This window comes from Rhodoflexus sp. (assembly GCF_053489755.1).
The window spans coordinates 1-24,594 of the sequence record NZ_JBRCHD010000023.1; the positions used below are offsets into that span (position 1 = coordinate 1).

The window sequence follows — 24,594 nt, forward strand, 5'->3', positions numbered from 1 at the left end:
CCATCTCTGGTTGAAGGGAGCGCTCCGACTTTTCAATCTCATTTTGCAAATGAGACTTGTGTACGTCGCAATCCATCTCTGGTTGAAGGGAGCGCTCCGACTAATTATCGTTCTGCTTTGGCAGGGATAGCTGGTGCGTCGCAATCCATCTCTGGTTGAAGGGAGCGCTCCGACTAGAAGAAGCCCTTGAGAAGGGCGAAATGGTAGACAGTCGCAATCCATCTCTGGTTGAAGGGAGCGCTCCGACAGGAAGAAATGAATATGTTGATGAGGTCTTGCGGTTGTCGCAATCCATCTCTGGTTGAAGGGAGCGCTCCGACAGCAACCGCTGCAAATTAGCCTGATTATCAACTACTTGACAAGAAAAATTCCACAGACTTTTTTGCAGCGACTGCATTTATCCTATTTTTAATTTCACTTTTCCAATAAATCAAGGAGCGGCGCGGCTGGCTTTCCACCCTTTTGAACTATCGCAATTTACGCTAAAAAAACAAAGTATTGGCTCGTCCAAGCGTAATTTCCATGTTCACCTCGCGCCCAATCAGACGCATGGAGCGCAAATCCTGCTCGGCAACGGGCACAATCATAATCGTATCCTCGTTTTCGTAAGCAGCCTGCAAGGCGTGCATCGTCTGGTAGATTTCCTGATAGGCTTTTTGATGCAACTGTCCCAGAAAAACCGACTTTTGCACGCGCTGCAAGCCCTTTTCAATCAGATAATCCGCGATTTTCTTTCGGATGCGGTTGTCCTCAATGTCGTACATCACAAAGCATAGCATATAGCCAACGGGTTTGGGTTTGAGTTGGGCAAAATAACTTTTGAGCGCCTCCACGCGCTCGGTGGCGGCTGCCAGTTGGTCGCTGTCGGGTTTGGGCATTCCCTGCGGCTTGCGGACTTTGCGCTCCTGCACTTCCCTTGCGGCAATCTCTGCGGTCTGCTCTACCCATGCCTCATCGGCTTGCGGCGGCTGGTCGTCTATCAAAAAAAATGATAGCCCGAAAGCATCCGTAGGCGTGGCGGCATCTTCTTCCATGCGCACATCAACGGGCGGCGATTGGTCAGCATCATCGGCAGTTGCAGCAGCTTCCTCCGCAGGTGCTTTGGGAGTATCAGCTCCCGTGAGCCTGTTATGGATGGCTTGATTGCGCCGTTGCAGCGACTTATTGAGCTGCCGCATCAGTTCAACGGGGTCTTTCATTGGCGATTTTTGATTTCCGATTGATATAAAATTCCTGACAGCGGTTTGGTAAATTAAAACGTATCGTACCCTTCAGGGTGCGCGCTGGTTACTTGCCGGCTGTCAATTATTTACACACCCTGAAGGGTATGCTACAATCTGCCGGACTACTTAGTGGCTGCATGTCAGTTGGTTTCAGTATCCATTTTGAGCAGTTGCTGGGCCAGTTCGTGTGCGTCGTCCTGAATGTGGGTCAGGCGGCTTCGGCGGCGGTGGTTGTAGTCAATCACTTCCGCCAGATAATCGTTGAACGCCGTAGCAAGCAAGCGTTTGCCATCAGGCTCCATCCAATAGCCGCCTTGCTGATAAATTGCCATGCTGGGTGTGAGCAGTCGGCGGAAACAAAGCTGCATCAGCACCGCCTCCGCCCAATGGCGGTAGCGCTCAATGCAATCGTAGGCAAGCACAGGGCGATTGTATTCGTCCGCGTGAAGTACGCCCAAGTACGGGTCAATGCCTGCTTTGATGAGCGCACCCTCTACGTTGCCGTATAAAATGCCGTACAAATAGTTCAGCGAGGCATTGAACAGGTCTTGCGCCGGACGACGGCTGCGGGTTTCAAAGCGGTACTGTTCGGGCACTAATTCCGCCAGTGTTTCAAAGTACATGCGCGAAGAATTGCCCTCGTAGCCGCGCAGGGTCGCCGCCCACTCTTGCGTAGGGGCTTTGGGCAGTTCGCGGATGCGTTCGGCAAATGCCTCTTTGCGTGCCAGCACTTCGCTGATGAGCGCCTCCTGTGCGGGTCGGTCGCGCCCGATTGCCCGCAGGATAGACTGCTGCGCCCTGATGCGGTGAATGGCAGTCGCTTTGACCCACTCGCCGCCGCTGTCGCCTTTGGCAAATAAAATTTGCTGTTTGCGGATGGTGCTGATGCTGCCGTATTTGTGGCTCCATACGCGCCCGATGGGATGCCCGCGTCGGTCGGTAAATAAAATTTCCACTTCGTTTTCAATCGCCAGCAAAACCGCATCCGAACTGATGCGTGCTGCTGTGCTGATAACCAGACTGCGGATTTTATCGGGAGAAAGGCGCGTTTTACCCTCCTGCGTAACGATTTCAAAGCTGCCCTGCACGCGGTGAACGGCAGCGCCATAGGTATTGATGTGGATTTGTGTCATGGCTGATTGGATTTGTAGCGTTCAATGGCTTTGCGGATGAACCAGCCTACCTGCAAAAAGGCAAGCACAATGATGAGAATATCAACAAAAACGGCGGCAGGATGGCGACTTTTGTAAAGCCAGCCATACAACTGGTCGCTTTCAATCATCGCCTGCTGCTGATAGGGTATGCCATAGGGCTGTTCCAGCGGGATTGCACGGTAATTGCCGCGTCGCTTTTGTCCGGGAGCTATCTGTACGAGTCGTTCCAGCGGTGCATCAGCAGGCGTTCCGGGCGGACCATAGAGCCAGAAAGCCACACCGCCATGCCCCGAACAAGTGCCGCTATTGACCGAATAGCTGCGCGAACCGTCTTTGCAGAGCGCACCCACGCGGATGTAGGTGCGCATCGTTTCCGGGTCAGGTTCGGGTGCGCCGTCGTGCTGTCGGTTACCGTCGGTGTTGCTGTTGCCCTTGCCGTTGTTGGGCGCAGGCTGAATCCTAACGGGCAGGTTGTCGTTTTCAGTATCGCCAAAAAAGCCGGGCGGCGGAGCGTCTGTGTTGTTTTGGGCGCGGGAAATCGGTGCTGTTGCCAGCAGGCAGAGCAGGAACAAGAGGCGTTTCATAGGGTGTGGAGTTACTTACGTAAGAAATAACCGAAACTGACATTGTCGTAGTAGGAATAGAGGTAAACCCCATTGCCGTTGCGGTCAACAGTAATGCGCACCTCGCAGCGAATGCCCTCCTCGTCAATCGCTTCGTAGTCGTAATAAGCGTCGCCGTCTTTGTCTTTACCGCTGTTGGTTTGCGAAAGCAAATCGTATTTTGTTTCTGCCTGATTGTAGAACCGAATTACCATTTTATCAAAGTCCAAAACAACTTTGATGGTAGCTTCTATGTCTTTCCATTCAGAATAGCGGGCATCGGTCTTTTTTTTCTGGCAGGAAGCTATGTAGCGCAATACAGCAACATTGTTTTGTGCCAACAGATTTTGGCTTGTTAAAAAGATCAACAAAAACAGGCTTACGGGCCATACAATTGAATTTTTCATGGTGTAAATTGGGTTTATGGTGATGATTTTATTTTGAATGATGATTTTGATGGTTGTCGGTGAGGACACCGACAACGGCGTTGGTTACTCTTTCCGTTGTCAGTGTTTTACTTCTCCTTCCGTTGTCAGTGTCCCCACTGACGAGCCCAAATAATTGGTTTTTTCATGGTGGAAATTGGGTTTATGGTGATGATTTTATTTTGAATGATGATGTTGATGGTTGTCGGTGAGGACACCAACAACGGCGTTGGTTACTCTTTCCGTTGTCAGTGTTTTATTTCTCCTTCCGTTGTCAGTGTCCCCACTGACGACGATTACGCCGCCTGAAACACGTGCGGCAGTTCGTTGCGAAGCATTGTGCGCACATTGTTAAGCGCGTGAAACTTCTGCTTTTTGGCAGCATTTTCAGAGGGAAATCCAAAGCATTGCGCGATTTCGGCCATGCTCATTTTTTTGATGTAAAAGGCTTTCAGAATTTGTTTAGCGCGGTTTTCGGGGAGATTTTCAAAAGCGCATAGCACCTGCTCCTGCTCAAAGGGGCAGCAAATGGACTGTTCCTGCTCGTAATGCCATTGCAGCATACGACGATGCTTGAGCGCTGTGCGGCGGCGGCGCAACTCTTTCAGCCACAATTTGGAAGCAACGGCACAGATGTAGGTAACGGGCGAAGTCTTATCAACAGGCTTGCCTTTGGTGTAGTAGATGTAAAGCGCATCAGAAAGGATTTCTTCGGCATCTTCTAAAGTACCGCTGTTGAGGGTAACCATCTTTTTAACGAAGGGCAGGCAGGCTCTACGCAGCGCATCAAATTGAATTTCCATAAGATGAACGTATATTTCTGTGATTTGCTATTGTTTAATAACAGAAATGTGCCATCCGTTTCCATATGGTTGCAAAAAAGTTTGTAACTATCTGATAATCAGATACAAAAAAAATTTTTAATACTAATTTTTAGCGCTAAAAAAATGGCGTTTTTTATCAATATTTGACAGGCGGTAATCAATATTTGATAGTATGAATTTTCAGGAGGCAGAATAAAGTCATCAGCCTTTCTACGTACCGCCCCATCGTGATAGGAGGGAGACTGTCAAATAAGCTGTGTCAAATCACCCCTTTCCCTTTCTTGATGAAAGCAAAAGAGCCGGACTAACAGCACAGAATGTTAAAAATTGCTAAAAGATGTTAAAAACCGACTAAAAGCCTCATAACAGCCTCAATCGCGAAAAATAGTGTAACCAGTTTCTAAAAAGTGTAACCTGAGTGAGTACCGGTGTAACCAAAATAGAACCGCCAAACGCTGTTTTAATGCGTTTGGCGGCACGTGCAATGGTAGTTTTTGAACTTTTGCTCCCCCTCTAGGGCTTGAACCTAGGACCCCATGATTAACAGTCATGTGCTCTAACCAGCTGAGCTAAGGAGGATCGTTGTTCAATTATGATGCAAAAGTATAGCGTTGCTTTTTTACTTGCAATACCTCGCCGCACATTTTTTTCATAAATTCAGTCAAAAATAAACGGTAGCCCGACTGCTGAAATGAAACTTATTGAAAATCAGATTTGTTTGCAAAGGTATGCCCTTTCAATTTTTTTCAAGTCGGATAGTGCGCCTGTTGGCGTGGTGGCTGGAAGGCAATTCCTACCACACAGGCAAACCCGCCGAAGCACAAAGACAATTACAATCGCTGCGGTTTGTGCCGCGCTTGTTGCGCCTGATCTGGCGGACAAGCCCAACCTATACAACTGCCAATGTTGCTATTCGCTTGCTGCTGTCGCTTTCGCCGCTGGCGATGCTCTATGTGGCTAAGGAAATCATTGACGAGGTGATTGCGCTGAGCAATGGCATGCATCAGGATACGCAACAACTCTGGCGTTGGGTAGGGCTGGAGCTCGCCATCGCCATCGCGAGCGATCTGCTGCGCCGCGCCGTTGGGCTGGTAGATACGCTGCTCGGGATGCTGTTTACCAACCAAAGCACGATTGAACTGATGCGACACGCCGCACTGCTGGACTTGTACCACTTTGAAGAGCCTGCTTTCTATGACAAATTGGAAAAAGCCCGCCAGCAAACCAATGTGCGCACGGCGCTACTCTCTGAACTGCTCTTACAGGCGCAGGGATTTATCAGTCTGCTTTCGCTTGCGGTGGGAGTGGTGGCGTTCAGTCCTTGGCTGATTGTGATTTTAATTGTGGCAGTACTGCCCTCTTTTATCGGGGAAACTTATTTCAATCGCAAGCGCTATGGATTGTATAATTGGTGGACTCCGCAACGCCGCCAGTTGGACTACATCCGATATGTGGGAGCAAGCGACCAGACCGCCAAAGAGGTTAAAATTTTCAACCTTTCTGATTTTTTAATTAGCCGCTATGATGAACTTGCTAAGGTTTTTTACCGACACAGCTCCCGACTGAGCATCCGGACTTCTGCTTTCGGTGCGCTGTTTTTCCTGCTGGGAACGATTGCCTACTACGGCGCTTACGGGATGATCCTGTGGCAAGCCGTCAAGGGTGCTATCACCATCGGACAATTGACTTTTCTGGCAGGCGCTTTCCTGAGGCTGCGCGAGCTTTTGCAGGAACAGATGAACCGCCTGACGAGCATTGCTTCGCAGTCTATGTATTTGCAAGATTATTTTGAATTTTTTGATATTCAACCCCAAATCAAAGCGCCGGAACACGCACTCAAGGTGGCACAACCACTGCAAACAGGCTTTGTATTTGAAAATGTGGGTTTCCGCTATCCGGGGAGTGAAAAGTGGGCGATTCGCCATGTGTCGTTTACACTTCGTCCGGGTGAAAAAATAGCGCTGGTAGGCGAAAATGGCGCAGGTAAAACAACACTTGTCAAGCTATTGGCGCGACTCTACGACCCCAGCGAAGGGCGCATCCTGCTGGACGGCAAAGACCTGCGCGACTACGACCTCAACGATCTGCGCGCAAATATCGGCGTTATTTTTCAGGATTTTGTCCGCTATTCTATGACTGCTGCCGAAAATATCGCCATAGGTAGTATTGAGGACAGAGAAAACGAGTTACAAATTACCGATGCCGCTCGCAAAAGTCTGGCCGAGCCATTGATCGAGCGACTGCCTTTGCGCTATAACCAAATGCTGGGCAAACGCTTTTCTGAAGGTACAGATCTCTCGGGCGGCGAATGGCAAAAAATAGCCATTGCGCGCGCCTACATGCGCAAGGCACAGTTGCTTATTCTGGATGAGCCGACGGCAGCATTGGATGCCCGCGCCGAACACGAGGTTTTCGTGCGCTTTTCCGAACTGATGCAGGGAAAAGCTGCCGTACTGATCTCACATCGCTTTTCTACAGTGCGTATGGCAGACAGGATCTTGTATCTCGAATGCGGGCAGCTCAAGGAAATCGGAACGCACGCCGAATTGTTGCAACTCGGTGGCAAATACGCAGCGCTTTTCAACTTGCAAGCACAAGGCTATCAATAAGGCGCTCACTGTAAGTTGGCAGCTAATCCAAAAACGCTTATTTTGCGTCTGTAAAAGCCGATTGAATCACATGGAACACGAGGAAATAGAAGGCGATCAGCCCCTTAACATAGAGTTGCCCGAAGAAATTGCAGACGGTCTGTACACCAATTTGGCGATGATAGCGCACTCTCATACCGAATTTGTTATTGATTTTATCAGTATGTTGCCCGGTATGCCTAAGGCAAAAGTCCGTTCGCGCATTGTAACAACGCCGGAACATGCTAAGCGGCTGCTGATGGCGCTCAAAGATAATATTGACAAATACGAAGAATCTTTCGGCAAAATCAAATTGGCAGAAGAGCCGGTGCGATTCCCGATGAATTTCGGGGGGACGATGGGCGAAGCCTAAACAGTAGTTATGACCGCACAGGATTTTACCTTTGAATGGCAAACGCAGGACCGTCTGATGCTGCGTGGTCGCTGCTGGCTGCCCGAAAAACCGCAAGCGCTGGTTTGTTTGGTGCATGGTTTCGCTGAGCATATCGGACGCTATGCACACGTGGCTACCTTTCTCAATGCGAGAGGCTACGGGCTGATGGGCTTCGACCTGCGCGGGCATGGGCATTCCGAAGGCAGGCGCGGACATTCGCCGACTTACGAAGACCTGATGGAAAACATCCGCGAGATGCTGGCGTTGGCTGTTGAAAAGTTTGAAGGCTTGCCGCTGTTTCTCTACGGACACAGCATGGGCGGCAATCTGGTTGCTAACTACCTGATCCGCTACCGGCCCGATTACCTGAAAGGCGCTATCATGACAAGCCCCTGGCTGCGGCTGACCAAAGAGCCTCCGCTGCCGCTTCGCGTGCTTGCCAAGGCTGCCTATTGGATTTTTCCGCAACTGATGAGTCCTTCTCATCTGAACGTTGAACACTTGAGCAGAGACCCTTCGGTGCAGCAGGCATACGCTACCGATCCGCTGATATTGCGCAAAATTTCCGCAGGGATGTTTACCGCTGTACGCCAAGCCGGGCGATTCGCCCTCCGCAAGGCAAACAAGATTGCGATCCCTGTGTTGCTCATGCACGGTTCAGACGATCAAATCACCGACCCTGAGGCAACGCGTGCTTTTGCGCAGTCAATATCAGAAGACCTGCTTACTGCTTACATTTGGGAGGGTATGCGCCACGAACTGCACAACGAAACAGAAAAAGAACAGGTACTGGAGACAATAGCCGAGTGGTTAGATGCGCACCAAGTAGCGCAGGAGTCCTAAAGTCCTGTGCTGCCATAGCCGCCCGCGCCGCGCTCCGTATCCGAAAGCACTTCGACAGGTTGCCAAACGACGCGCTCGTGGCGGGCTACTACCATCTGCGCAATCCGATCCCCATTGGCAATAGTGAAATTTTCACTGCCCAAATTGATCAGCAGCACCTTGATTTCGCCGCGATAGTCTGCGTCAATCGTTCCCGGTGCATTTACAATACTGATGCCGTGCTTGAGCGCCAGTCCGCTTCTGGGGCGAATTTGTGCCTCAAAACCCGCAGGCAATTCTATGAACAGACCTGTCGGCACAAGTGCGCGTTGTAGCGGCGGCAGCACGATCGCCTCTGTCAAACAGGCATAAAGATCCATTCCTGCGGACAGTTCAGTCTGGTAATGCGGCAAAGGATGCCCTGAGCGATTGATAATTTTGACGTTCATTTGTTGATATACAGCCCAAGCAAGGCCGGCTTGTTAATCCGTTTTGCGATGCCAAATTACGCAGCCAACGCGGATTTACAAGGGGACAGTCTTACATATCCGCTTGCTTTGCGCTACCTTTGCGGTTCAATAAAAAAATATACTTTTGCATAAAAATTGATTTTCATGGAACAGAACAGCGGACAGATGCACGAAGTAATGCCGGTTTCAGGGATGTATGAAAACTGGTTTCTGGATTATGCTTCCTATGTAATTCTGGAGCGTGCCGTGCCGGCGATTGAAGACGGGTTAAAACCTGTACAACGTCGCATTCTGCATGCCATGAAAGAAATGGATGACGGACGCTACAACAAAGTAGCAAACATCATCGGGCAGACCATGCAGTACCACCCGCATGGAGATGCTTCTATCAGCGATGCGATTGTGAATCTGGGGCAAAAAGACCTGTTGATTGATACGCAGGGTAACTGGGGCGACATCCGCACCGGCGACGGAGCAGCAGCAGCCCGTTACATCGAAGCCCGCCTAAGCAAATTTGCGCTGGACGTAGTATTCAACCCACAGACGACGGAATGGCAAGCCTCTTACGACGGACGCAAAAAAGAGCCTGTTACCCTGCCCGTGAAGTTTCCACTCTTGCTCGCGCAAGGCGTAGAAGGAATTGCAGTCGGACTTTCTACCAGAATTTTGCCGCATAATTTTTGCGAACTGATTCGCGCTTCTATAGATCTGCTCAAAGGGCGTGCAATCGAACTTTATCCCGACTTTCCTACGGGCGGCATGGTGGACGTTAGCAACTACCAGCAGGGGCGCAAAGGCGGTAGGGTGCGCATTCGCGCCCGCATCGAGGAGGTAGATAACAAAACACTGGCCATCAGAGATATACCCTATGGAACTACTACCACCGGGCTGATTGAATCCATCATCAAAGCCAACGACGCAGGCAAAATCAAGATCAAAAAGGTAGTAGATAATACGGCTAAAGATGTTGAAATTCTCATCAGTCTGGAGCCTAAAACTTCGCCCGACATTACCATCGGGGCGCTGTATGCCTTCACCGACTGCGAAGTGAGCATATCGCCCAATGCCTGCGTGATTGTAGCCGACAAGCCCCAGTTTCTGGGAGTGGATGAGATTCTGAAAATCAACACACATCAGACTGTAGAGCTGCTGCGCCGCGAACTGGAAATCAAGCGCAGCGAACTGCTGGAGAAACAGTTGTACGCCTCGCTGGAGAAGATTTTCATTGAGAACCGCATTTACCGCGATATTGAAGAATGTACTACTTGGGAAGATGTCATTTTGACCATTGACAAGGGCATAACGCCCTTCAAGCCGCAGTTCTATCGCGCAATCACCCGCGAGGACATTATTTCGCTGACTGAAATCAAGATTAAGCGCATTTCCAAATACGACGCGTTCAAAGCCGATGAACTGATGCGCAAACTCGGCGAAGAACTTGCCCAAACCGAACACCACCTGGCAAATCTGATCGAATTTGCGATTGATTATTTCAAGAATCTGCTCGCCAAATACGGCAAAGGCAGAGAGCGCAAAACCGAAATCCGTGCTTTTGATACCATCACGGCGACCAAAGTTGCCGCTAATAACCAGAAGTTGTATATCAACCGCAAGGAAGGCTTTATTGGATTTGGTTTAAAGAAAGATGAGGCGGCAGAGTTCATTTCGGACTGCTCGGACATTGACGATATTGTTGTTTTTCTGCGAACGGGGGTATTTAAAGTAGTAAAAATTGCCGACAAGGTTTTTGTCGGCAAAGACATCCTGCACGCTGAAGTATTTAACAAAGAAGACGATCGCCGCACCTTCAACATGCTCTATTTAGACGGCGAAACCGGGATCACCTACGCCAAGCGCTTCCAGATTGGCGGCATCACCCGCGACAAGGAGTACGACCTGACCAAAGGCACTAAAGGCTCTAAGGTGTTGTATTTTACCTCTAACCCAAACGGAGAGGCAGAACTGATTACCGTTACGCTCACCCCGGGCTGTAAGGCAAAGGTCAAAGTTTTTGACTATGACTTTGCTGATCTTGCTATCAAAGGACGCAGCGCACAGGGCAATATCCTGACGCGCTATCCTGTAAAAAGCATCAAATTGAAGATGGCAGGCGTTTCTACGCTCGGCGGCTTGGACATCTATTACGACCCTGTAATTGGTCGCCTCAATACCGACAAGCGCGGCTACCTGCTGGGTACATTCAATGGTGAAGATACCGTGCTGGCTTTGTACAAAGACGGCAGCTACGAAATGACCAACTACGACCTTGCCAATCGCTACGAGCCAAACGATGTCATCAAACTGTATAAGTTGACAAAAAATACGATTGTTTCGGCGATTTATTTCGACGGAGAAAATCAGAACTACTACGCCAAACGCTTCCAGATAGAAACGACCTCGCTGGGCAAGAAATTTTCATTTATTTCCGATCATCCCAAGTCCAGATTGATGGCTGCCGCTGCCGACGAGCAGATACAGGTGAAAATCCACCACGTCAAACCGGACAAAAAGGAAGAAACAGTAGTCTATGATATTGATATGCTAGCGGAGGTGCGCGGCTGGAAAGCTCTGGGCAACCGCCTACCCTACACCAGAATCAAGTCGGTAGAGATGTAGTATCCGATGGAACAGCACTTTAAGGCGGATCATGTAGATAAACGCCGTTATCAGTAAAAAAAATCGAAATCTGTGTCATCTGCGTTGATCATTGTTTCTGAAATTTACTCTATAGCAACCTGTTTGCCTGCTGTCGGACTTGGTTTGTAGGGCAGGCGCAGGTAGAGAATACCGTTCTCATGTTTGGCAGTGATCGCATCTGCGTCCACATTATCAGGCAGTTTGAAAGCTCGCTCCAGCATTTCGTGGTTGTATTCGTGCAAGATGTACTCCTTTCCTGTCTTGGTTTGCCTGACTTTTTTATCGGCTTTGATGGATAGAATGCCTTGATGGACACTGATTTCCATTTCATCTTTGCTGAAACCGGGAGCTACGACCTCAATTTCGTAGTAGTCGCCGTTTTTGCTGATGTTGGCAGCCGTATGCGGGACAATAGAAATGTGATCGCCCATCGGGGACCGTCCCAGAAACTCGTTATCGCCAAAATAGTGCCCGTAGTGTTCACCAAAGCGGCGGAAAGGATTGTTGCGACGAGGAAATAGTGTTTCCATGATGTTTGTTATTTATGTTTCCTGCAAAATACAGCATTACTTGTGCAAAAAAAATGACAAAAGTCATCATTGATTTTCTAACGGATGCCACGCTCCCGATGACGATCTCTACGCCTGTCCTAAAATGAGTCATCTACCATGCAGTTTTTATCCCAATCACTGAAACACAAACCAATGCTGCTACTATCGCAGATCTGGTGTTTTGGGACAGATTATATCTGTTACTTTTTTTGGTCAAAAGTCTGTCAAGTTTTTCTAAATCTGACAGACTTTTTTGTTTTGACTTTGCGCAATATTTTGTATCATTGGGCATGTAATACTGAAAAGAAGCATATATCACGTAGATTTTATCCCGGAGGAATTGCATATAGTAGTAGCATCAAAATCAACCCTGCCCCTTTTTCTGCACCGCATAGGAGCTGTATAGGCGATTTGTGAAGCTCTTCATGGAGCAATGAGAGAAGAGAGCAATTATTATACTACCGATATTGAACCTCGTCGGGGCGATTTACCCATCAGGCAATTCATATATATATAAAACGCATTTATGCAGCAGATTTTAAAATTGATTGCGCTGACAGATCATAAGATACAATCACGGCAGACCTTGAGCATTGCCGTAGTGGTGATTAATTTGATTATGATGCTGATGCTAGTCGCAGATTTCATATACGATTTGCAACCAATAGATCTGCACCTGACCAGCATTAGTTTTATCATAAGCCTCCTCATTACTTATCTACATTTTCAAACAAATATCAGCTCTAAAATTATTAGCAACGGGCTGGTAATGCTGATCTACTGCACGGCGGAAGAGCACCTGCTTACAAACCTTAAAATGTCCACAACGATCGTTTACTGGTTACCTTTTGTTCCGTTGGTAGCCATTGTAACGCTCGGGCTTCGCTATGCCCGCTGGTGGATTCTGGTCGTGGTTATCACTCATTTTTTAAATGTGTACTACATCCACAGTCTATATGGATCAGGATACGAACTACCTATCAGAACTTCTTCTTACGCAGTATCGGGGCTGATTTTTATGATAGTATTTCTTTCGGGTATCTTCATGCTTTATAAAATGCTTGGTGATGCTTACGCATCATCGGAGCGCAAGACAAAGGAACTTGAGGCACTGAAAAATGAAATTGCTGACGGGAAGAGGCAGCTTGAATACTATCAGTCTCAACTGATCATGCTGACGCGTTTTCCCTCGCTTTTTGAATGGGATACAGAGACATTTTATGCGAACCTGTGCAAAACGATTCAGGAGACCTTACAGGTAAGCCGGGTAAGCATCTGGGAACTCGACAATAACCATCAGATGCTAAAGCGTCGCTTTGTGGCTTGCCGCGAAGATACTACCTGCGAATCTGCCGTTCTGTTGCGCGAGGAAACAGCCCCTTACTTCGAAGCGCTACTCACATCGCCCTACATCGCAGCAGTTGATGCACATACACACCCGGCGACAGCCTGTTTCAAGGATGTTTATTTAGTGCCGCTTGATATTTACTCGATGCTGGACTGCCCGATTCTGACCGAAGGCAAGCCTATGGGGGTTATTTGCTGCGAGCATCAGGGATCTTACAGGCAGTGGGGGACAGAGGACATTTTGTTCATCCAGTCCATCGCTGATTTGATTGCCATCTATCAGAAGACCAAGCAGATCAGACATCTGTTACAGGAGATCAGTCATCAGAACATTGCCCTGATTAAAAAAACCAATGAGGCAGAAACAATGAATGAGGAGCTAAATGCACTCAATGAAGAATTACAAACGATCAACGAAACACTTGAACAGCGCGTAGAAGAACGCACGAGGCAACTGGAAATCCAAAACCAACAACTGCGCGAGTATGCGTTTATTAACTCGCATGTGTTGCGCGCTCCTTTGGCGCGGATCAGAGGGCTGCTCTACCTGATGACACACGACCCCAATGCTTCTAACGATCGCGAATTGATAGAAATACTGATCAGAGAAGCCAATGAGCTGGATATGATTACCACCAAAATAAGCGATATCCTGCACGACGGCAGCAATCTGACTCGTGAGGATATTCTACGCCTGCTGGCTGCCAAAGAAACGACCGGCACAACCAACGAAATTGAAGCAAAATAAAAACGGGTTGCCGTTTTTCAACAGCAACCCGTCTGCATGATGCCGTGGTTTGCAAAATCATACTTTGATTTCTACATCTACACCGCTTGGCAATTCTAATTTCATCAGCGCATCTACAGTTTTAGCACTGGTAGAGTAGATATCTACAAGACGCTTGTACGTGCAAAGTTGGAACTGCTCGCGCGACTTTTTATTAACGTGTGGTGAACGCAATACGGTAAACTTTTCCTTTTCGGTAGGCAAAGGAATAGGCCCACTGACCACAGCGCCGGTAGCCTTAACGGCTTTCACGATTTTCTCTGATGACTTATCTACCAGATTGTGATCGTAAGACTTTAGTTTGATTCTTATCTTTTGATTCATAACTTCTGTTGATTAAACGGTTGCACCTTTCAATTCAGCAATGATACCTTCGGCCAAGTTCTGAGGAACTTCTGCATAGTGTGAGAATGTCAGAGAAGCAGAGGCACGACCCGAAGAGATGGTACGCAGATCTGTTACATAGCCAAACAGTTCAGACAGAGGCACGTCAGCTTTGATTACCTGAGCACCGCCTTTGGTATCCATACCCTTCATCATACCGCGACGACGGTTCAGGTCGCCTGTGATAGGGCCCGTAAATTCATCAGGAGTTACTACTTCTACGCTCATAATAGGCTCCAATAAGCGTGGCTTACACTTTTTACCTGCCTCTTTGAAGCCCATGATAGCAGCCATTTCGAATGACAGAGAGTCAGAGTCCACATCGTGATAAGAACCGTGGAAGAGGCGAACTTTCATTGAGTCAACAGGGAAACCCGCCAGTACACCGTTTTTCATAGCTGACTCAAAGCCCTTCTGTATAGCGGGGATGAATTCTTTTGGAATCACACCACCCACAATTGCGTTTTCAAACAACAGACCCGGCTGACCATCGGTACGTGGCCCGATCTCGAATACAATATCAGCAAATTTACCGCGACCACCTGTCTGCTTCTTGTAAACTTCGCGATGCTCGGTGCTGGCTGTGAAATGTTCTTTATAGGCTACCTGAGGTGCGCCTTGGTTAATTTCTACCTTGAACTCGCGCTTCATGCGGTCAATGATGATCTCAAGGTGCAACTCGCCCATACCGCGCAAGATAGTCTGTCCTGTTTCCTGATCGGTGAAGGCTTGCAGTGTCGGATCTTCTTCGAGTAATTTAGAAATTGCTAACGACAGTTTGTCCTGATCAGCAGCTTTTTTAGGCTCAATTGCATAACCAATCACAGGCTCGGGGAATGTCATAGATTCCAGCACGAGTTTGTGGTTTTCGTCGGTTAGCGTATCGCCTGTTTTGATGTCTTTGAAACCAACACCAGCACAAATATCACCTGCTTCTACCAGTTCGATTGGATTCTGTTTGTTAGCGTGCATCTGTACCAAGCGAGAAATGCGCTCTTTATTGCCGGTGCGTGAATTGTAAACGTAAGAACCTTTGTCTAATTTACCTGAATACACACGCATAAAGCACAGACGACCTACAAACGGGTCAGTCATGATTTTAAATGCCAGTGCGGTAAAAGGTTGATTTACATCCGGAAGGCGCTCTTCTTCCTGTTCAGTATCAGGATTGATGCCTTTTACAGGAGGCAAATCCAGTGGAGAGGGCAGATAAGCAACGACAGCATCGAGCATCGCCTGTACACCTTTGTTTTTGAAGGCAGATCCACACAAAACAGGGGAGAAAGACATGTCAATAACAGCGGCGCGGATAGCTGCCATCAGTTCTTCTTTGGTGATAGAATCAGGATCTTCAAAGAATTTCTCCAACAGCTTGTCGTCGTATTCTGCTACTGATTCGATTAGATTTTGGCGCCACTCAGCAACTTCCTCCTTGATATCATCAGGAATGGGTACAACTCTGTAGGTCTTACCTTTATCCTCTTCGTTCCAGATGATAGCCTCGTTAGTAATCAGATCTACCACGCCTTTGAAATTCTCTTCTACACCAATAGGTACTTGCAGAGGCACAGGCTTAGCACCTAATTTTTCTTTGATTTCGCGAACTGCTTTGAAGAAATCAGCACCTGCACGGTCCATTTTGTTTACAAAACAGATGCGCGGTACTTTATACTTATCAGCCTGACGCCATACAGTTTCGGATTGCGGTTCAACGCCCGATACAGCACAGAACAATGCTACCGCACCATCGAGTACGCGCAGTGAACGCTCTACCTCTACGGTAAAGTCCACGTGGCCGGGAGTATCAATAATATTGATCTGATAAGAACGAGTATCAGGTGTAGGGTCGCCCTGAACAGTAGGGTAGTTCCAGTTGGTGGTAACAGCCGCGGAGGTGATAGTGATACCACGCTCTTGCTCTTGTTCCATCCAGTCGGTAGTAGCTGCACCTTCGTGTACCTCGCCAAGTTTGTGTGTCAAACCTGTATAGTAGAGGATACGCTCTGTGGTTGTCGTTTTGCCGGCATCAATGTGCGCCATGATGCCGATATTGCGCAGGTATTTAAGATCCTTTGCCACGTTGTATTAAAATCTAAAGTGTGAAAATGCCTTGTTAGCTTCTGCCATGCGGTGGGTGTCGTCTTTTTTCTTAACAGCAGCACCTTCGCCCTTAGAAGCAGAAATAATCTCACCGGCCAAACGGTCGGTCATAGTTTTCTCGTTGCGAGAACGTGCATAGCGAATCATCCACTTGATCCCCAGTGAAATACGACGATCAGGGCGTACTTCGGTAGGTACTTGGAAAGTAGCACCACCTACGCGGCGGCTGCGTACTTCAACCGAAGGCATGACATTATTGAGGGCTTTGCGCCATACTTCCAGCCCGTTGACAGGTTCGCCGCCTTTGCCAAGGCGCTGTTCAACTTGCTCAAGAGCGCCGTAAAAAATTTGATAGGCTAAAGATTTCTTGCCTCTTTTCATCAGGTTGTTAACGAAGCGTGTAACCATCACATCGCTAAACTTAGGATCAGGCAGCAGGTAACGCTTTTTGGGTTTTGCTTTTCTCATGTCTTGCTAAACGTTCAATTAATTACTTTTTCTTTCCGCCTTTTCCTGCAGCTGCAGCTGCTTGTCCCGGCTTAGGACGCTTCGCGCCATATTTAGAACGACGTTGCTTACGACCGTTTACACCTGCCGTATCGAGTGCACCACGAACAATGTGATAACGCACACCGGGTAGATCTTTCACACGACCACCGCGAATCAGCACAATTGAGTGCTCTTGCAGGTTGTGTCCTTCGCCGGGAATGTATGCAATGACTTCGACAGAGTTGCTTAAACGAACTTTAGCAACTTTTCTGAGCGCCGAATTAGGCTTCTTGGGGGTGGTGGTGTACACTTTGGTACATACCCCTCTTTTCTGAGGGCATGAATCAAGCGCAGGCGACTTAGATTTGTAAGTCAATTTTTCCCTGCCTTTACGCACTAACTGTTGTATGGTTGGCATTATTTCAAAGAATGTATGAATGGTCTGTTCATAATTGGAACGCAAAATTAGGTCATAAGCAGGCGTTTTACAACATAAAATAAAAAATTTTTTTTGCGATTTGAATTTCCCTGTTATAGATTTGCAACCGCAAACACAACGGGGTGTAGCGCAGTCCGGTAGCGTATCAGCATGGGGTGCTGGTGGTCGCAGGTTCAAATCCTGTCACCCCGACTTTTAAAATGTTCATTTTCAGCACTTTACGAAACTTTGAGCCACAAAAAATGCACTCAATAGGTAGAGTAAAGCAAGAAAAGTAATAAAAACGGCGGTCTGGATACTCAGGCTGCCGTTTTTGTTTATGTTATTTCTTGAGCAAGTCCCTGATTTCTGCCAGCAACTTCTCTTCGTTGCTTGGCTCAGGCGGTGCAGCAGGTGTGGCAAGAATCTCGGCTTCCCTCTTTTTTTTAGCGGCATTCATTGCCTTAATGAATAGAAACATCACAAAAGCAACAATAATAAATTCAATAATTACGGAGATAAAACCGCCATACTGAACAGCTACCTCAGCTATTTCTTTGCCGTCTTGGTCTGTTGATGCAGGTTTAAGAATAAATTTCCACTCGCTTAAGTCTTTACCTTGAATAAGACCAACGAATGGCATTACTATACCATTGATAAATGCATTAGTTACCTTGCTGAAGGCAGCACCCATTACAAAGCCTACGGCAAGGTCAACTAAGTTGCCGCGCATGGCAAAATCTCTAAATTCTTTCAGGAATCTCATATTGATTGTAGTTTAGGTTTTGCCAAATATGGCAGGAAAGTCCCTTTGAAACAAAAAATGCAATAAGAATCAGTTGGGTTTGCGTTCAAAATATTCGTCGGGAGGGAGTTGCGGCTGATTGGCGGCAGCGACGGCTAACTGGTCGCAGCGTTCATTTTCGGGATTGCCCGCATGCCCGCGTACCCACTCAAACTGCACTTGCCGCTGGCGGCGGTAGGCAATCAGAAAACGTTGCCATAGGTCGGGGTTTTTCTTGTCTTTGAAATTTTTCTTTTCCCAATTGAATACCCAGCCCTTTTCTACGGCATTGACAACATATTGGGAATCTGAATAAATCAGCACTTCGTTATCGCCATTTTTTAAGGCTTCCAAACCCACAACAACGGCAAGTAGTTCCATGCGATTGTTGGTCGTTAGGCGGAAGCCGCCGCTGAGTTCTTTGCGCACCCGATGGGCAGGAGAAATTAGGATAGTGCCATAGCCGCCCGGCCCGGGGTTGCCGCGCGATGAGCCGTCTGTATATATAATAATGCTTGCCATAGATAGCAATATTAGTGAGAAAATACATGGATATTGAAAATGATTATTTTTTCGACCTTATTGGTCTGATTTTATGACTCATTAATTTCTGATTTTTTTTAAAAAACTTGCAATTTTAAATGCTGCATATGTATCTTTGTGATCTAAATTGAAAGTAATCTCTTTGCTGCGCCTTCTTGCTATATGGTGTACTTTAGTGGTTCTGAACCAAAGTCTGAACCGCGTATGGATTTGGGTTTCTTTCCAAATCAATCGCGAGTACATTGCTGAATATCTCTGCGAGAATAAGGATAAGCCTCAAATGGCTTGTGGCGGCAAATGTCATCTGATGAAGGAGATGGCTGCTGCTGAGCGGCAAGATGCTGAAATCCCCAAACTGAAAAATCATTTTGAAGTTACGTTTTTTTCGCCGCTTCCCGTTCAGTGTGCGCTTGTTACCGAATGGGTTCAAGTGGCTGTTAGTCGCTTCAACATCAATTATTCAGAAGGTTTTCCAAATTCTTATCACGCTGCCGTTTTTCATCCTCCCCGTTTTTTGTAGAAAAGGTTTTGCATGATTGGCTTGAACTTGTCTGTCTGAAGTTTTCCCGAAGATAGTACACGCATGAGTCATTGTCGGTGCGCATCCTGAAAACTTGGATAGCACACAGATTTAGGCAAATAGCGCTGCGAATGCGGATTTTTACTTGGATTTCTAATGCAGAAAGGAAAAAACTGTACAAAAAATCTTGAAAATCCGCGCAATTTGTAACTATCAGTGTTTCCAAAGTTAGGTACGACTCACATAGAGCCAAATCCGTTGCATTCCTTTTCAAACAGTAATAGCTGCAAGTCAAACGCTTGTGTGCCAATCGTGTGTAAGCATTTGTCGTTTGGCTGTCTTTAAGTGTTCCTCTTGACTTCCTATTGAGTTTCTATGGCATAGCTCTGTTAAAGCTAATCGCATGTGTGGTTTTTACTCAGCTTTGCCGATTATATCTAATATTTGTCAAAGTATTAGCTGTCTATTTTATTGTCAAATTTTAAACAAAAAATCCTAATGAAGTACTCTTTTATTAATTCAGCCGTGTTGAGTCTGATTCTTTTGGTGGCATTTAATTCCTGTAAAAATGAGGTTAAGCCCGAGTTTGATCCCAATCAAATGGGTGCAATCAAGCTAGAGTTTGATAACGTGGTTGGCACACGCGATTTGGAATTGCGCAACGGCGTGTATCGCAATGCTGTCGGCGAAGAGTTTCGCGTAGAGCAGTTGCAGTATTTTGTCAGCAACATTCGTTTGAAAAAAGCGGACGGCAGCGAATATGTTGTGCCGCAAGATTCAAGCTATTTTCTGGTGCAGGAACACAAGCCGCAAACGCAAATTATCAATCTGCGCGTACCACAGGGCGACTATACGGGCGTTTCCTTTGTGCTGGGCGTGGATAGCCTGCGCAGCACGATGGATATTAGCCGCCGTCAGGGCGTTTTGAACCCATCTGACATGAGCCGCGAAGAGGGCATGTATTGGACATGGAACTCTGGTTACATTTTCTTGCGCATGGAAGGTACATCGCCACAAATCGCGCCTGATCCTTCGGGTAATCGCCGTTTCCGTTTCCATATTGGCGGATTTGGCGGCGGATTTGGCGCTCCGCCTGTGCGCACCATCAACAACATCAAAACTATCAACCTGTCATTTGGGCGCGATGTGGCAAAGGTGCGCAGCAACAGCACGCCACAAATGCATATTATTGCCGATGTGTTGAAGGTGTTTAACGGCCCTACGCAAATTAGTTTGGCGCAAAATCCAACCGTGATGTTTTCACCTTTTTCGGTCAACATCGCCAATAATTACGCCAATATGTTTGAGTATCACCACATGCACACACTCGTAGGCAGATAATTATAGGTTAGGTAGTAAATTAATTAAACCATTCCTTATGAAAAAAACAGCGCTTTTTGCCACTTCATCTGTGTTATTTGCAGTGGCGGTTATTGTATCCTGTGCGCATCGCGATATTAATCCTGAAATAACAGTCAGCGTACCCGCCAATTTTCCGCCAATGGTTTATGACCTGAGCAAGAACCCTGTTACGCAGGCAGGTTTTGAGCTGGGCAGAGCGCTGTTTTACGAAGGGCAACTTTCGCGCGATGGCATGGTTAGTTGTGGTTTTTGTCACCAACAAAGCGCAGGTTTTACGCACCACGGGCATGATTTGAGCCACGGCGTAGATGACCGATTAGGAAAACGCAACTCACAACCGATTCAGAACTTGGCATTTTACCACGATTTTATGTGGGACGGCGGCATCCATGACCTTGATTTACAACCGCTTGCGCCCATTGAAGATCCTAATGAAATGGATGAGTCTATGCCCAATGTATTGGAAAAGTTGCGCAAGCATCCCAATTATCCGCGGATGTTTGAGCGGGCTTTCGGCACGCCGGAAATCACTGGCGAACGCATGCTCAAAGCGCTTTCGCAATTCATGGTTACGATGATTTCCGCCAATTCGCGCTACGACAAATATGTGCGCAACGAAGGCGGCACGCTGACACAGGACGAACTGCGCGGCTTGCAACTGTTCAACGAAAAAGGCTGTAACAACTGCCATTCGGGAGCGCTTTTTACCGACCAAACCTATCGCAATACAGGGCTTAGTCAGGAATTTAACAAAGATTTGGGACGCTATGAAATTACGCTCAACGAGGAGGACAAGTACAAGTTTCGCGTGCCGAGCCTGCGCAATGTAGAAGTGACGCGCCCTTACATGCACGATGGTCGCTTCCGAAACCTTGAAATGGTACTTGATCACTATTCGGAAGGAGTGGAGGATATTCCAACGCTCGACCCGCTGCTTAAACGCCCTGACGGCAGGCGCGGCATACCCATGACGGCGGAAGAAAAACGCCTGATTATCGCCTTTCTGAGGACGCTTACCGATGAAACTTTCCTAAGTGACCGACGATTCAGTGAGTTTTAAAATCATGGATTTAGGCATAAATACCTGTGGAAATCCGTGTAATCCGCTTTCTGAAAAATTTAAACTTACATGAAAAAAACACTGTTCGTTTTTACTTTGCTGATTATCAGCTTCAACACCTTTGCCTGTGAAATTTGCGGCTGTGGCGTAGGCAATTTCTACATGGGCATTATGCCGCAGTTCAACCGCCACTTTGTCGGGATTCGCTATCGGCAAATATCCTATGATTCGCACTTGGGCGTAGGCGGTACGAAAAGTTACCTGACGACTCGCGAGGTTTTCCAAACCGCCGAGTTGTGGGCGCGATTTTATCCTACGCAACGCCTTCAGGTAATGGCGTTTTTGCCTTATCACAGCAACCAACAGACGGATTACAACCAAACGTTTACCAAAAATTTGTCGGGTTTAGGCGAGGGTATGCTCATAGCTAATTATCGGCTGTTAGACAATGTGGCTGATACCGTTCTGCGCCGTTTCCGGCATAATCTGCTCATTGGCGGCGGTGTGAAATTACCTACGGCGCGGTTTCGCTTTGATGCGACAGACAATCAGCAAGTTGCCAATCCTAATTTTCAGTTAGGCAGCGGCAGTACCGATTGGCTCACCAATCTGGTTTACGTGATTCGGAAGGGTAAGTGGGGATTGAGCGCCGACCTGAACTTTAAATACAACACCGCCAATGCCGATAACTACCGTTTTGGACATCGGATAAATGGACAGGTGGCGCTATTTTACACGCGCAATGTGCGCGGCATTTCGCTCATGCCCTATGGCGGCGTTTTCGGTGAGTACAGCGGGCGCGATGACAACAGTGGTGTAAGCATTATGAATACAGGCGGCAGCGCAACTTTTGCTGTTGGTGGCTTAGAACTCTACGTTGGACGCATTTCCATTGGCGGCAGTTTCCAACAGCCGCTTTCGCAAAATTTAGCTAATGGCACCATCCGCGCACATGGGCGGGGTGTCGCTCACCTCACAATTATGATTTAACCGTCTTATGACCAAGCATGAAAACTCTAATGTATTCGTAGACGAAAATGGCGACTTGATTCGCTACATATCGCCTACCGAAAGAATATGGCTCTACACAAGTGCCATTTTCAAAGCCTTACCTTTTATTGCCGTTTTTATCATTTGTAGCCTTACAATCGTACAAGTAGCTTGTATCATAGGGCTTTGTGAAACTTTTAGTCAAGCCAGCATTGCTTTGGGCGAAGTACTGATGTATGCTTTTGTGCTGATTATCAGTGGAATTATACAGATGGTAGGGCTTGGAATCGGCTGGTGGCTGGCAGAGGTTAAGGGACTGAAAATCAAAGTCTATCCCAAAGAATTAAAGAAACACCCGCTTCCCATCAAACAAATTACCGACGAACCACCAACTCTATGAATCGCAAACAAAAACACCTATTTCTTCTGTTCATCTGTCTCTGCACGGCAATGACGGTGCGGGCGCAGTCTATTTTTGACCAATGGGCAGAATTGAAATCTTTTCATTCCGTGATGTCGCAAACGTTTCATCCTTCGGAAGAGGGGGATTTAAAGCCTATCAAGGCTCGTTCCAAGGAAATGGCAGACAAGGCAAAAGTGTTGGCGCAGTTGCCTATTCCCGCAAGTTTCAACAATCCCGATATTCAGAAAGCCGTACAAACGCTTGCCAAAGACAGCAAATCGCTTCACCGGCTGGTTAAAAGTGGCAAGGCTACTGATGAGCAAATTAAAAAATCGCTTTCCGACCTGCACGATGTTTTTCATCAGATTGTGGGTTTGTGCAAACATGAAAACCATTAACTGAATCGCAGCTATGAAAAATCCTGTAGTCTCTTTTCAAACGGCGGAAAATCTGCAAACTATCACTAAAACAGACAATTTCCTAAAGTCGTTGGCTCAAGGGCGCGACACACGCAAGAAACTATATCGGTGGCATCGCATCATCGGCATTATCACCATCGTTCCGGTGATTTTCTGGACACTTTCAGGGCTAATGCACCCCTTTATGGCGCATTGGTTCAAGCCTGAAATAGCGCGCGAGTTTATTATTCCAAAGCCTGTTCTGGCTGGTAATATTACCCTTAGCCTACAGCAGGTATTGGACAAGCATAGCATCGTTGTTTTTAAGCAGGCGCAATTGGTGGATATGCAAAGCCAAACTTATTACCAGATACAAACAACGGGCAACCAGCGGCGCTATTTCCACGCACAGACAGGCGAAGAGTTGAAAGACGGCGACCGTGTTTATGCCGAATACTTGGCGCGCTATTTTGCAGATGACCAACAGGCGGCGATTAAATCGGCGCAATTGCTTACTTACTTTACCGATGAGTACAAATACATTAACCGCCTGTTACCTGTATGGAAAATCAGTTTTGACCGTCCCGATGGTCTTGATGTGTATGTGGAAACAGCTTCGTCGCGCATGGGTACTTTCAACACCAACAGCCGCAAGGCTTTTTTATGGATATTTGATACCTTCCACAATTGGTCTTTCATAGGGGCAATTAGCAACAATACGGCGCGGGTAGTAGTAATGATGACCTTGCTGGGCATTATTATCGCTTCGGCAATAAGTGGGCTGCTCATCTATGGCTTGTTTTGGAAACAGTTTCGCAGCGCGCCTGCCCCACGTAGCCAGAGAGGTATTCTGCGACGCTACCATCGGCAGATAGGCATTGCCACCGCTTTTGTTACGCTTACTTTTGCCGGAAGCGGCGCTTACCATGTTTCGCGGAAACTACAACCCAACTTGTTGCCTAAAATGGTTGTGCAGCCTGATTTTGAACGTAGCGAACTCGTAACCCAAGCCAATGCGCTACCTATTGACTTTGGACAATTGGTCAATTTCAGCCTTGCCAAAATAGGCAAAGAAGCCTATTATCGCGTGGTTTTGGCAGCTACCGAAGATAGTCCTGCGGCGGTGCGTTATTTCAGCGCCGCTACCGGAGCAGAACTGCCCGATGCCGATTTGACATATGCCAAGCAGTTGGTCAAAAAATTTAGTCAGATGGAAGGCATGGCAGCCGCAGGCAAAGCAATCAGTTGCTGCGAAACAGACAGCGAGAGCGCAAGTCCCT

At 47.4% G+C, this 24,594-nt stretch carries 25 protein-coding genes and 2 tRNA genes; 13 read left to right on the forward strand and 14 right to left on the reverse strand.

The features are described 5' to 3' along the window. Nucleotides 1-482 precede the first annotated feature (482 nt). From cas2 to ACWIP2_RS05510, 6 genes are all read right to left on the reverse strand, one after another. A complete protein-coding gene (gene cas2 / locus ACWIP2_RS05485; RefSeq protein ID WP_448518903.1) occupies nucleotides 483-1,199 on the reverse strand; it encodes a CRISPR-associated endonuclease Cas2 in 717 nt (238 codons plus the stop codon). A 164-nt stretch (nucleotides 1,200-1,363) separates the two neighbouring features. Next, entirely contained in the window at nucleotides 1,364-2,356 is a 993-nt protein-coding gene (cas1, locus tag ACWIP2_RS05490; RefSeq protein WP_448518904.1) for a CRISPR-associated endonuclease Cas1, read from the reverse strand. After that, entirely contained in the window at nucleotides 2,353-2,961 is a 609-nt protein-coding gene (locus ACWIP2_RS05495; protein ID WP_448518905.1) for a DUF3761 domain-containing protein, read from the reverse strand. Before ACWIP2_RS05495 ends, cas1 begins: the two co-directional genes overlap by 4 nt. A gap of 11 nt (nucleotides 2,962-2,972) precedes the next feature. Further along, nucleotides 2,973-3,386: a hypothetical protein gene (locus ACWIP2_RS05500; RefSeq protein ID WP_448518906.1), complete on the reverse strand. Its 414-nt coding sequence runs from the start codon at nucleotides 3,384-3,386 to the stop codon at nucleotides 2,973-2,975. Nucleotides 3,387-3,700: 314 nt separating this feature from the next. After that, complete coding sequence (locus ACWIP2_RS05505) at nucleotides 3,701-4,207, reverse strand: RNA polymerase sigma factor (RefSeq protein ID WP_448518907.1); 507 nt, start codon at nucleotides 4,205-4,207, stop codon at nucleotides 3,701-3,703. Nucleotides 4,208-4,733: 526 nt separating this feature from the next. Next, nucleotides 4,734-4,807 (reverse strand) — tRNA-Asn (locus ACWIP2_RS05510). 149 nt (nucleotides 4,808-4,956) lie between these two features. Here ACWIP2_RS05510 and ACWIP2_RS05515 point away from each other — a divergent pair. The 3 genes from ACWIP2_RS05515 (at nucleotide 4,957) to ACWIP2_RS05525 (ending at nucleotide 8,092) form a co-directional block, all read left to right on the forward strand. Next, the gene (locus ACWIP2_RS05515; protein WP_448518908.1) at nucleotides 4,957-6,837 is read left to right on the forward strand and encodes an ABC transporter ATP-binding protein; all 1,881 of its coding nucleotides are present in this window, start codon (nucleotides 4,957-4,959) and stop codon (nucleotides 6,835-6,837) included. A 70-nt stretch (nucleotides 6,838-6,907) separates the two neighbouring features. After that, nucleotides 6,908-7,228 (forward strand): DUF3467 domain-containing protein, encoded by a 321-nt coding sequence (locus ACWIP2_RS05520; protein WP_448518909.1) that lies wholly within the window; start codon nucleotides 6,908-6,910, stop codon nucleotides 7,226-7,228. A 9-nt stretch (nucleotides 7,229-7,237) separates the two neighbouring features. Then, on the forward strand, nucleotides 7,238-8,092 hold the full coding sequence (locus ACWIP2_RS05525; protein WP_448518910.1) for an alpha/beta hydrolase: 855 nt from the start codon (nucleotides 7,238-7,240) through the stop codon (nucleotides 8,090-8,092). On the opposite strand, the gene dut is transcribed toward ACWIP2_RS05525, so the two are convergent. Next, entirely contained in the window at nucleotides 8,089-8,520 is a 432-nt protein-coding gene (dut, locus tag ACWIP2_RS05530) for a dUTP diphosphatase (RefSeq protein WP_448518911.1), read from the reverse strand. The two genes, ACWIP2_RS05525 and dut, sit on opposite strands and share 4 nt — an antisense overlap. Nucleotides 8,521-8,685: 165 nt before the next feature. Between dut and ACWIP2_RS05535 the strand changes: the two genes are divergently transcribed. Next, on the forward strand, nucleotides 8,686-11,157 hold the full coding sequence (locus ACWIP2_RS05535; protein ID WP_448518912.1) for a DNA gyrase/topoisomerase IV subunit A: 2,472 nt from the start codon (nucleotides 8,686-8,688) through the stop codon (nucleotides 11,155-11,157). 104 nt (nucleotides 11,158-11,261) lie between these two features. Here the strand turns inward: ACWIP2_RS05535 and ACWIP2_RS05540 are convergent, their stop codons facing one another. Next, nucleotides 11,262-11,708: an Hsp20/alpha crystallin family protein gene (locus ACWIP2_RS05540; RefSeq protein WP_448518913.1), complete on the reverse strand. Its 447-nt coding sequence runs from the start codon at nucleotides 11,706-11,708 to the stop codon at nucleotides 11,262-11,264. A 547-nt stretch (nucleotides 11,709-12,255) separates the two neighbouring features. On the opposite strand from ACWIP2_RS05540, the gene ACWIP2_RS05545 reads away from it, so the two are divergent. Continuing rightward, complete coding sequence (locus ACWIP2_RS05545) at nucleotides 12,256-13,824, forward strand: GAF domain-containing protein (protein ID WP_448518914.1); 1,569 nt, start codon at nucleotides 12,256-12,258, stop codon at nucleotides 13,822-13,824. Between the two features lie 57 nt (nucleotides 13,825-13,881). Here the strand turns inward: ACWIP2_RS05545 and rpsJ are convergent, their stop codons facing one another. Genes rpsJ through rpsL form a run of 4 tightly spaced genes read right to left on the reverse strand, consistent with a single transcriptional unit; the run spans nucleotide 13,882 to nucleotide 17,254 of the window. Further along, nucleotides 13,882-14,187: a 30S ribosomal protein S10 gene (rpsJ, locus tag ACWIP2_RS05550; RefSeq protein WP_448518915.1), complete on the reverse strand. Its 306-nt coding sequence runs from the start codon at nucleotides 14,185-14,187 to the stop codon at nucleotides 13,882-13,884. A gap of 12 nt (nucleotides 14,188-14,199) precedes the next feature. Next, nucleotides 14,200-16,326, reverse strand: a complete 2,127-nt coding sequence (gene fusA / locus ACWIP2_RS05555) for an elongation factor G (RefSeq protein ID WP_448518916.1) — start codon at nucleotides 16,324-16,326, stop codon at nucleotides 14,200-14,202. Between the two features lie 6 nt (nucleotides 16,327-16,332). Beyond that, complete coding sequence (gene rpsG / locus ACWIP2_RS05560; RefSeq protein ID WP_448518917.1) at nucleotides 16,333-16,815, reverse strand: 30S ribosomal protein S7; 483 nt, start codon at nucleotides 16,813-16,815, stop codon at nucleotides 16,333-16,335. A 22-nt stretch (nucleotides 16,816-16,837) separates the two neighbouring features. Next, the gene (rpsL, locus tag ACWIP2_RS05565; protein ID WP_448518918.1) at nucleotides 16,838-17,254 is read right to left on the reverse strand and encodes a 30S ribosomal protein S12; all 417 of its coding nucleotides are present in this window, start codon (nucleotides 17,252-17,254) and stop codon (nucleotides 16,838-16,840) included. A 139-nt stretch (nucleotides 17,255-17,393) separates the two neighbouring features. Between rpsL and ACWIP2_RS05570 the strand changes: the two genes are divergently transcribed. Next, nucleotides 17,394-17,467: transfer RNA gene (locus ACWIP2_RS05570), tRNA-Pro, on the forward strand. 130 nt (nucleotides 17,468-17,597) lie between these two features. Here the strand turns inward: ACWIP2_RS05570 and mscL are convergent. Beyond that, nucleotides 17,598-18,020, reverse strand: a complete 423-nt coding sequence (gene mscL, locus ACWIP2_RS05575) for a large-conductance mechanosensitive channel protein MscL (protein ID WP_448518919.1) — start codon at nucleotides 18,018-18,020, stop codon at nucleotides 17,598-17,600. 69 nt (nucleotides 18,021-18,089) lie between these two features. Then, a complete protein-coding gene (gene rnhA, locus ACWIP2_RS05580) occupies nucleotides 18,090-18,560 on the reverse strand; it encodes a ribonuclease HI (protein WP_448518920.1) in 471 nt (156 codons plus the stop codon). Nucleotides 18,561-18,723: 163 nt separating this feature from the next. Here rnhA and ACWIP2_RS05585 point away from each other — a divergent pair, with 163 nt between their 5' ends. The 7 genes from ACWIP2_RS05585 to ACWIP2_RS05615 all read left to right on the forward strand — a co-directional run. Next, a complete protein-coding gene (locus ACWIP2_RS05585; protein ID WP_448518921.1) occupies nucleotides 18,724-19,101 on the forward strand; it encodes a hypothetical protein in 378 nt (125 codons plus the stop codon). A gap of 498 nt (nucleotides 19,102-19,599) precedes the next feature. Next, nucleotides 19,600-20,442 (forward strand): MbnP family protein, encoded by an 843-nt coding sequence (locus ACWIP2_RS05590; protein WP_448518922.1) that lies wholly within the window; start codon nucleotides 19,600-19,602, stop codon nucleotides 20,440-20,442. Nucleotides 20,443-20,479: 37 nt separating this feature from the next. Then, the gene (locus tag ACWIP2_RS05595; protein ID WP_448518923.1) at nucleotides 20,480-21,523 is read left to right on the forward strand and encodes a cytochrome-c peroxidase; all 1,044 of its coding nucleotides are present in this window, start codon (nucleotides 20,480-20,482) and stop codon (nucleotides 21,521-21,523) included. Nucleotides 21,524-21,592: 69 nt separating this feature from the next. Continuing rightward, nucleotides 21,593-22,513, forward strand: coding sequence for a hypothetical protein (locus ACWIP2_RS05600; protein WP_448518924.1), 921 nt, complete (start codon nucleotides 21,593-21,595; stop codon nucleotides 22,511-22,513). 7 nt (nucleotides 22,514-22,520) lie between these two features. After that, entirely contained in the window at nucleotides 22,521-22,913 is a 393-nt protein-coding gene (locus ACWIP2_RS05605) for a hypothetical protein (protein ID WP_448518925.1), read from the forward strand. Beyond that, on the forward strand, nucleotides 22,910-23,314 hold the full coding sequence (locus ACWIP2_RS05610; protein ID WP_448518926.1) for a hypothetical protein: 405 nt from the start codon (nucleotides 22,910-22,912) through the stop codon (nucleotides 23,312-23,314). The genes ACWIP2_RS05605 and ACWIP2_RS05610 overlap by 4 nt, the downstream gene beginning before the upstream one ends. A gap of 13 nt (nucleotides 23,315-23,327) precedes the next feature. Next, a partial coding sequence (locus ACWIP2_RS05615) for a PepSY domain-containing protein (protein WP_448518927.1) occupies nucleotides 23,328-24,594 on the forward strand: 1,267 nt, incomplete at its 3' end.

Excerpts from the sequence above, each read along its gene's own strand:
- cas2 (WP_448518903.1), bottom strand. The coding sequence starts at position 1,199 with ATGAAAGACCCCGTTGAACTGATGCGGCAGCTCAATAAGTCGCTGCAA.
- cas1 (WP_448518904.1), bottom strand. The coding sequence starts at position 2,356 with ATGACACAAATCCACATCAATACCTATGGCGCTGCCGTTCACCGCGTG.
- ACWIP2_RS05495 (WP_448518905.1), bottom strand. The coding sequence starts at position 2,961 with ATGAAACGCCTCTTGTTCCTGCTCTGCCTGCTGGCAACAGCACCGATT.
- ACWIP2_RS05500 (WP_448518906.1), bottom strand. The coding sequence starts at position 3,386 with ATGAAAAATTCAATTGTATGGCCCGTAAGCCTGTTTTTGTTGATCTTT.
- ACWIP2_RS05505 (WP_448518907.1), bottom strand. The coding sequence starts at position 4,207 with ATGGAAATTCAATTTGATGCGCTGCGTAGAGCCTGCCTGCCCTTCGTT.
- ACWIP2_RS05515 (WP_448518908.1), top strand. The coding sequence starts at position 4,957 with ATGCCCTTTCAATTTTTTTCAAGTCGGATAGTGCGCCTGTTGGCGTGG.
- ACWIP2_RS05520 (WP_448518909.1), top strand. The coding sequence starts at position 6,908 with ATGGAACACGAGGAAATAGAAGGCGATCAGCCCCTTAACATAGAGTTG.
- ACWIP2_RS05525 (WP_448518910.1), top strand. The coding sequence starts at position 7,238 with ATGACCGCACAGGATTTTACCTTTGAATGGCAAACGCAGGACCGTCTG.
- dut (WP_448518911.1), bottom strand. The coding sequence starts at position 8,520 with ATGAACGTCAAAATTATCAATCGCTCAGGGCATCCTTTGCCGCATTAC.
- ACWIP2_RS05535 (WP_448518912.1), top strand. The coding sequence starts at position 8,686 with ATGGAACAGAACAGCGGACAGATGCACGAAGTAATGCCGGTTTCAGGG.
- ACWIP2_RS05540 (WP_448518913.1), bottom strand. The coding sequence starts at position 11,708 with ATGGAAACACTATTTCCTCGTCGCAACAATCCTTTCCGCCGCTTTGGT.
- ACWIP2_RS05545 (WP_448518914.1), top strand. The coding sequence starts at position 12,256 with ATGCAGCAGATTTTAAAATTGATTGCGCTGACAGATCATAAGATACAA.
- rpsJ (WP_448518915.1), bottom strand. The coding sequence starts at position 14,187 with ATGAATCAAAAGATAAGAATCAAACTAAAGTCTTACGATCACAATCTG.
- rpsG (WP_448518917.1), bottom strand. The coding sequence starts at position 16,815 with ATGAGAAAAGCAAAACCCAAAAAGCGTTACCTGCTGCCTGATCCTAAG.
- rpsL (WP_448518918.1), bottom strand. The coding sequence starts at position 17,254 with ATGCCAACCATACAACAGTTAGTGCGTAAAGGCAGGGAAAAATTGACT.
- mscL (WP_448518919.1), bottom strand. The coding sequence starts at position 18,020 with ATGAGATTCCTGAAAGAATTTAGAGATTTTGCCATGCGCGGCAACTTA.
- rnhA (WP_448518920.1), bottom strand. The coding sequence starts at position 18,560 with ATGGCAAGCATTATTATATATACAGACGGCTCATCGCGCGGCAACCCC.
- ACWIP2_RS05590 (WP_448518922.1), top strand. The coding sequence starts at position 19,600 with ATGAAGTACTCTTTTATTAATTCAGCCGTGTTGAGTCTGATTCTTTTG.
- ACWIP2_RS05595 (WP_448518923.1), top strand. The coding sequence starts at position 20,480 with ATGAAAAAAACAGCGCTTTTTGCCACTTCATCTGTGTTATTTGCAGTG.
- ACWIP2_RS05600 (WP_448518924.1), top strand. The coding sequence starts at position 21,593 with ATGAAAAAAACACTGTTCGTTTTTACTTTGCTGATTATCAGCTTCAAC.
- ACWIP2_RS05605 (WP_448518925.1), top strand. The coding sequence starts at position 22,521 with ATGACCAAGCATGAAAACTCTAATGTATTCGTAGACGAAAATGGCGAC.
- ACWIP2_RS05610 (WP_448518926.1), top strand. The coding sequence starts at position 22,910 with ATGAATCGCAAACAAAAACACCTATTTCTTCTGTTCATCTGTCTCTGC.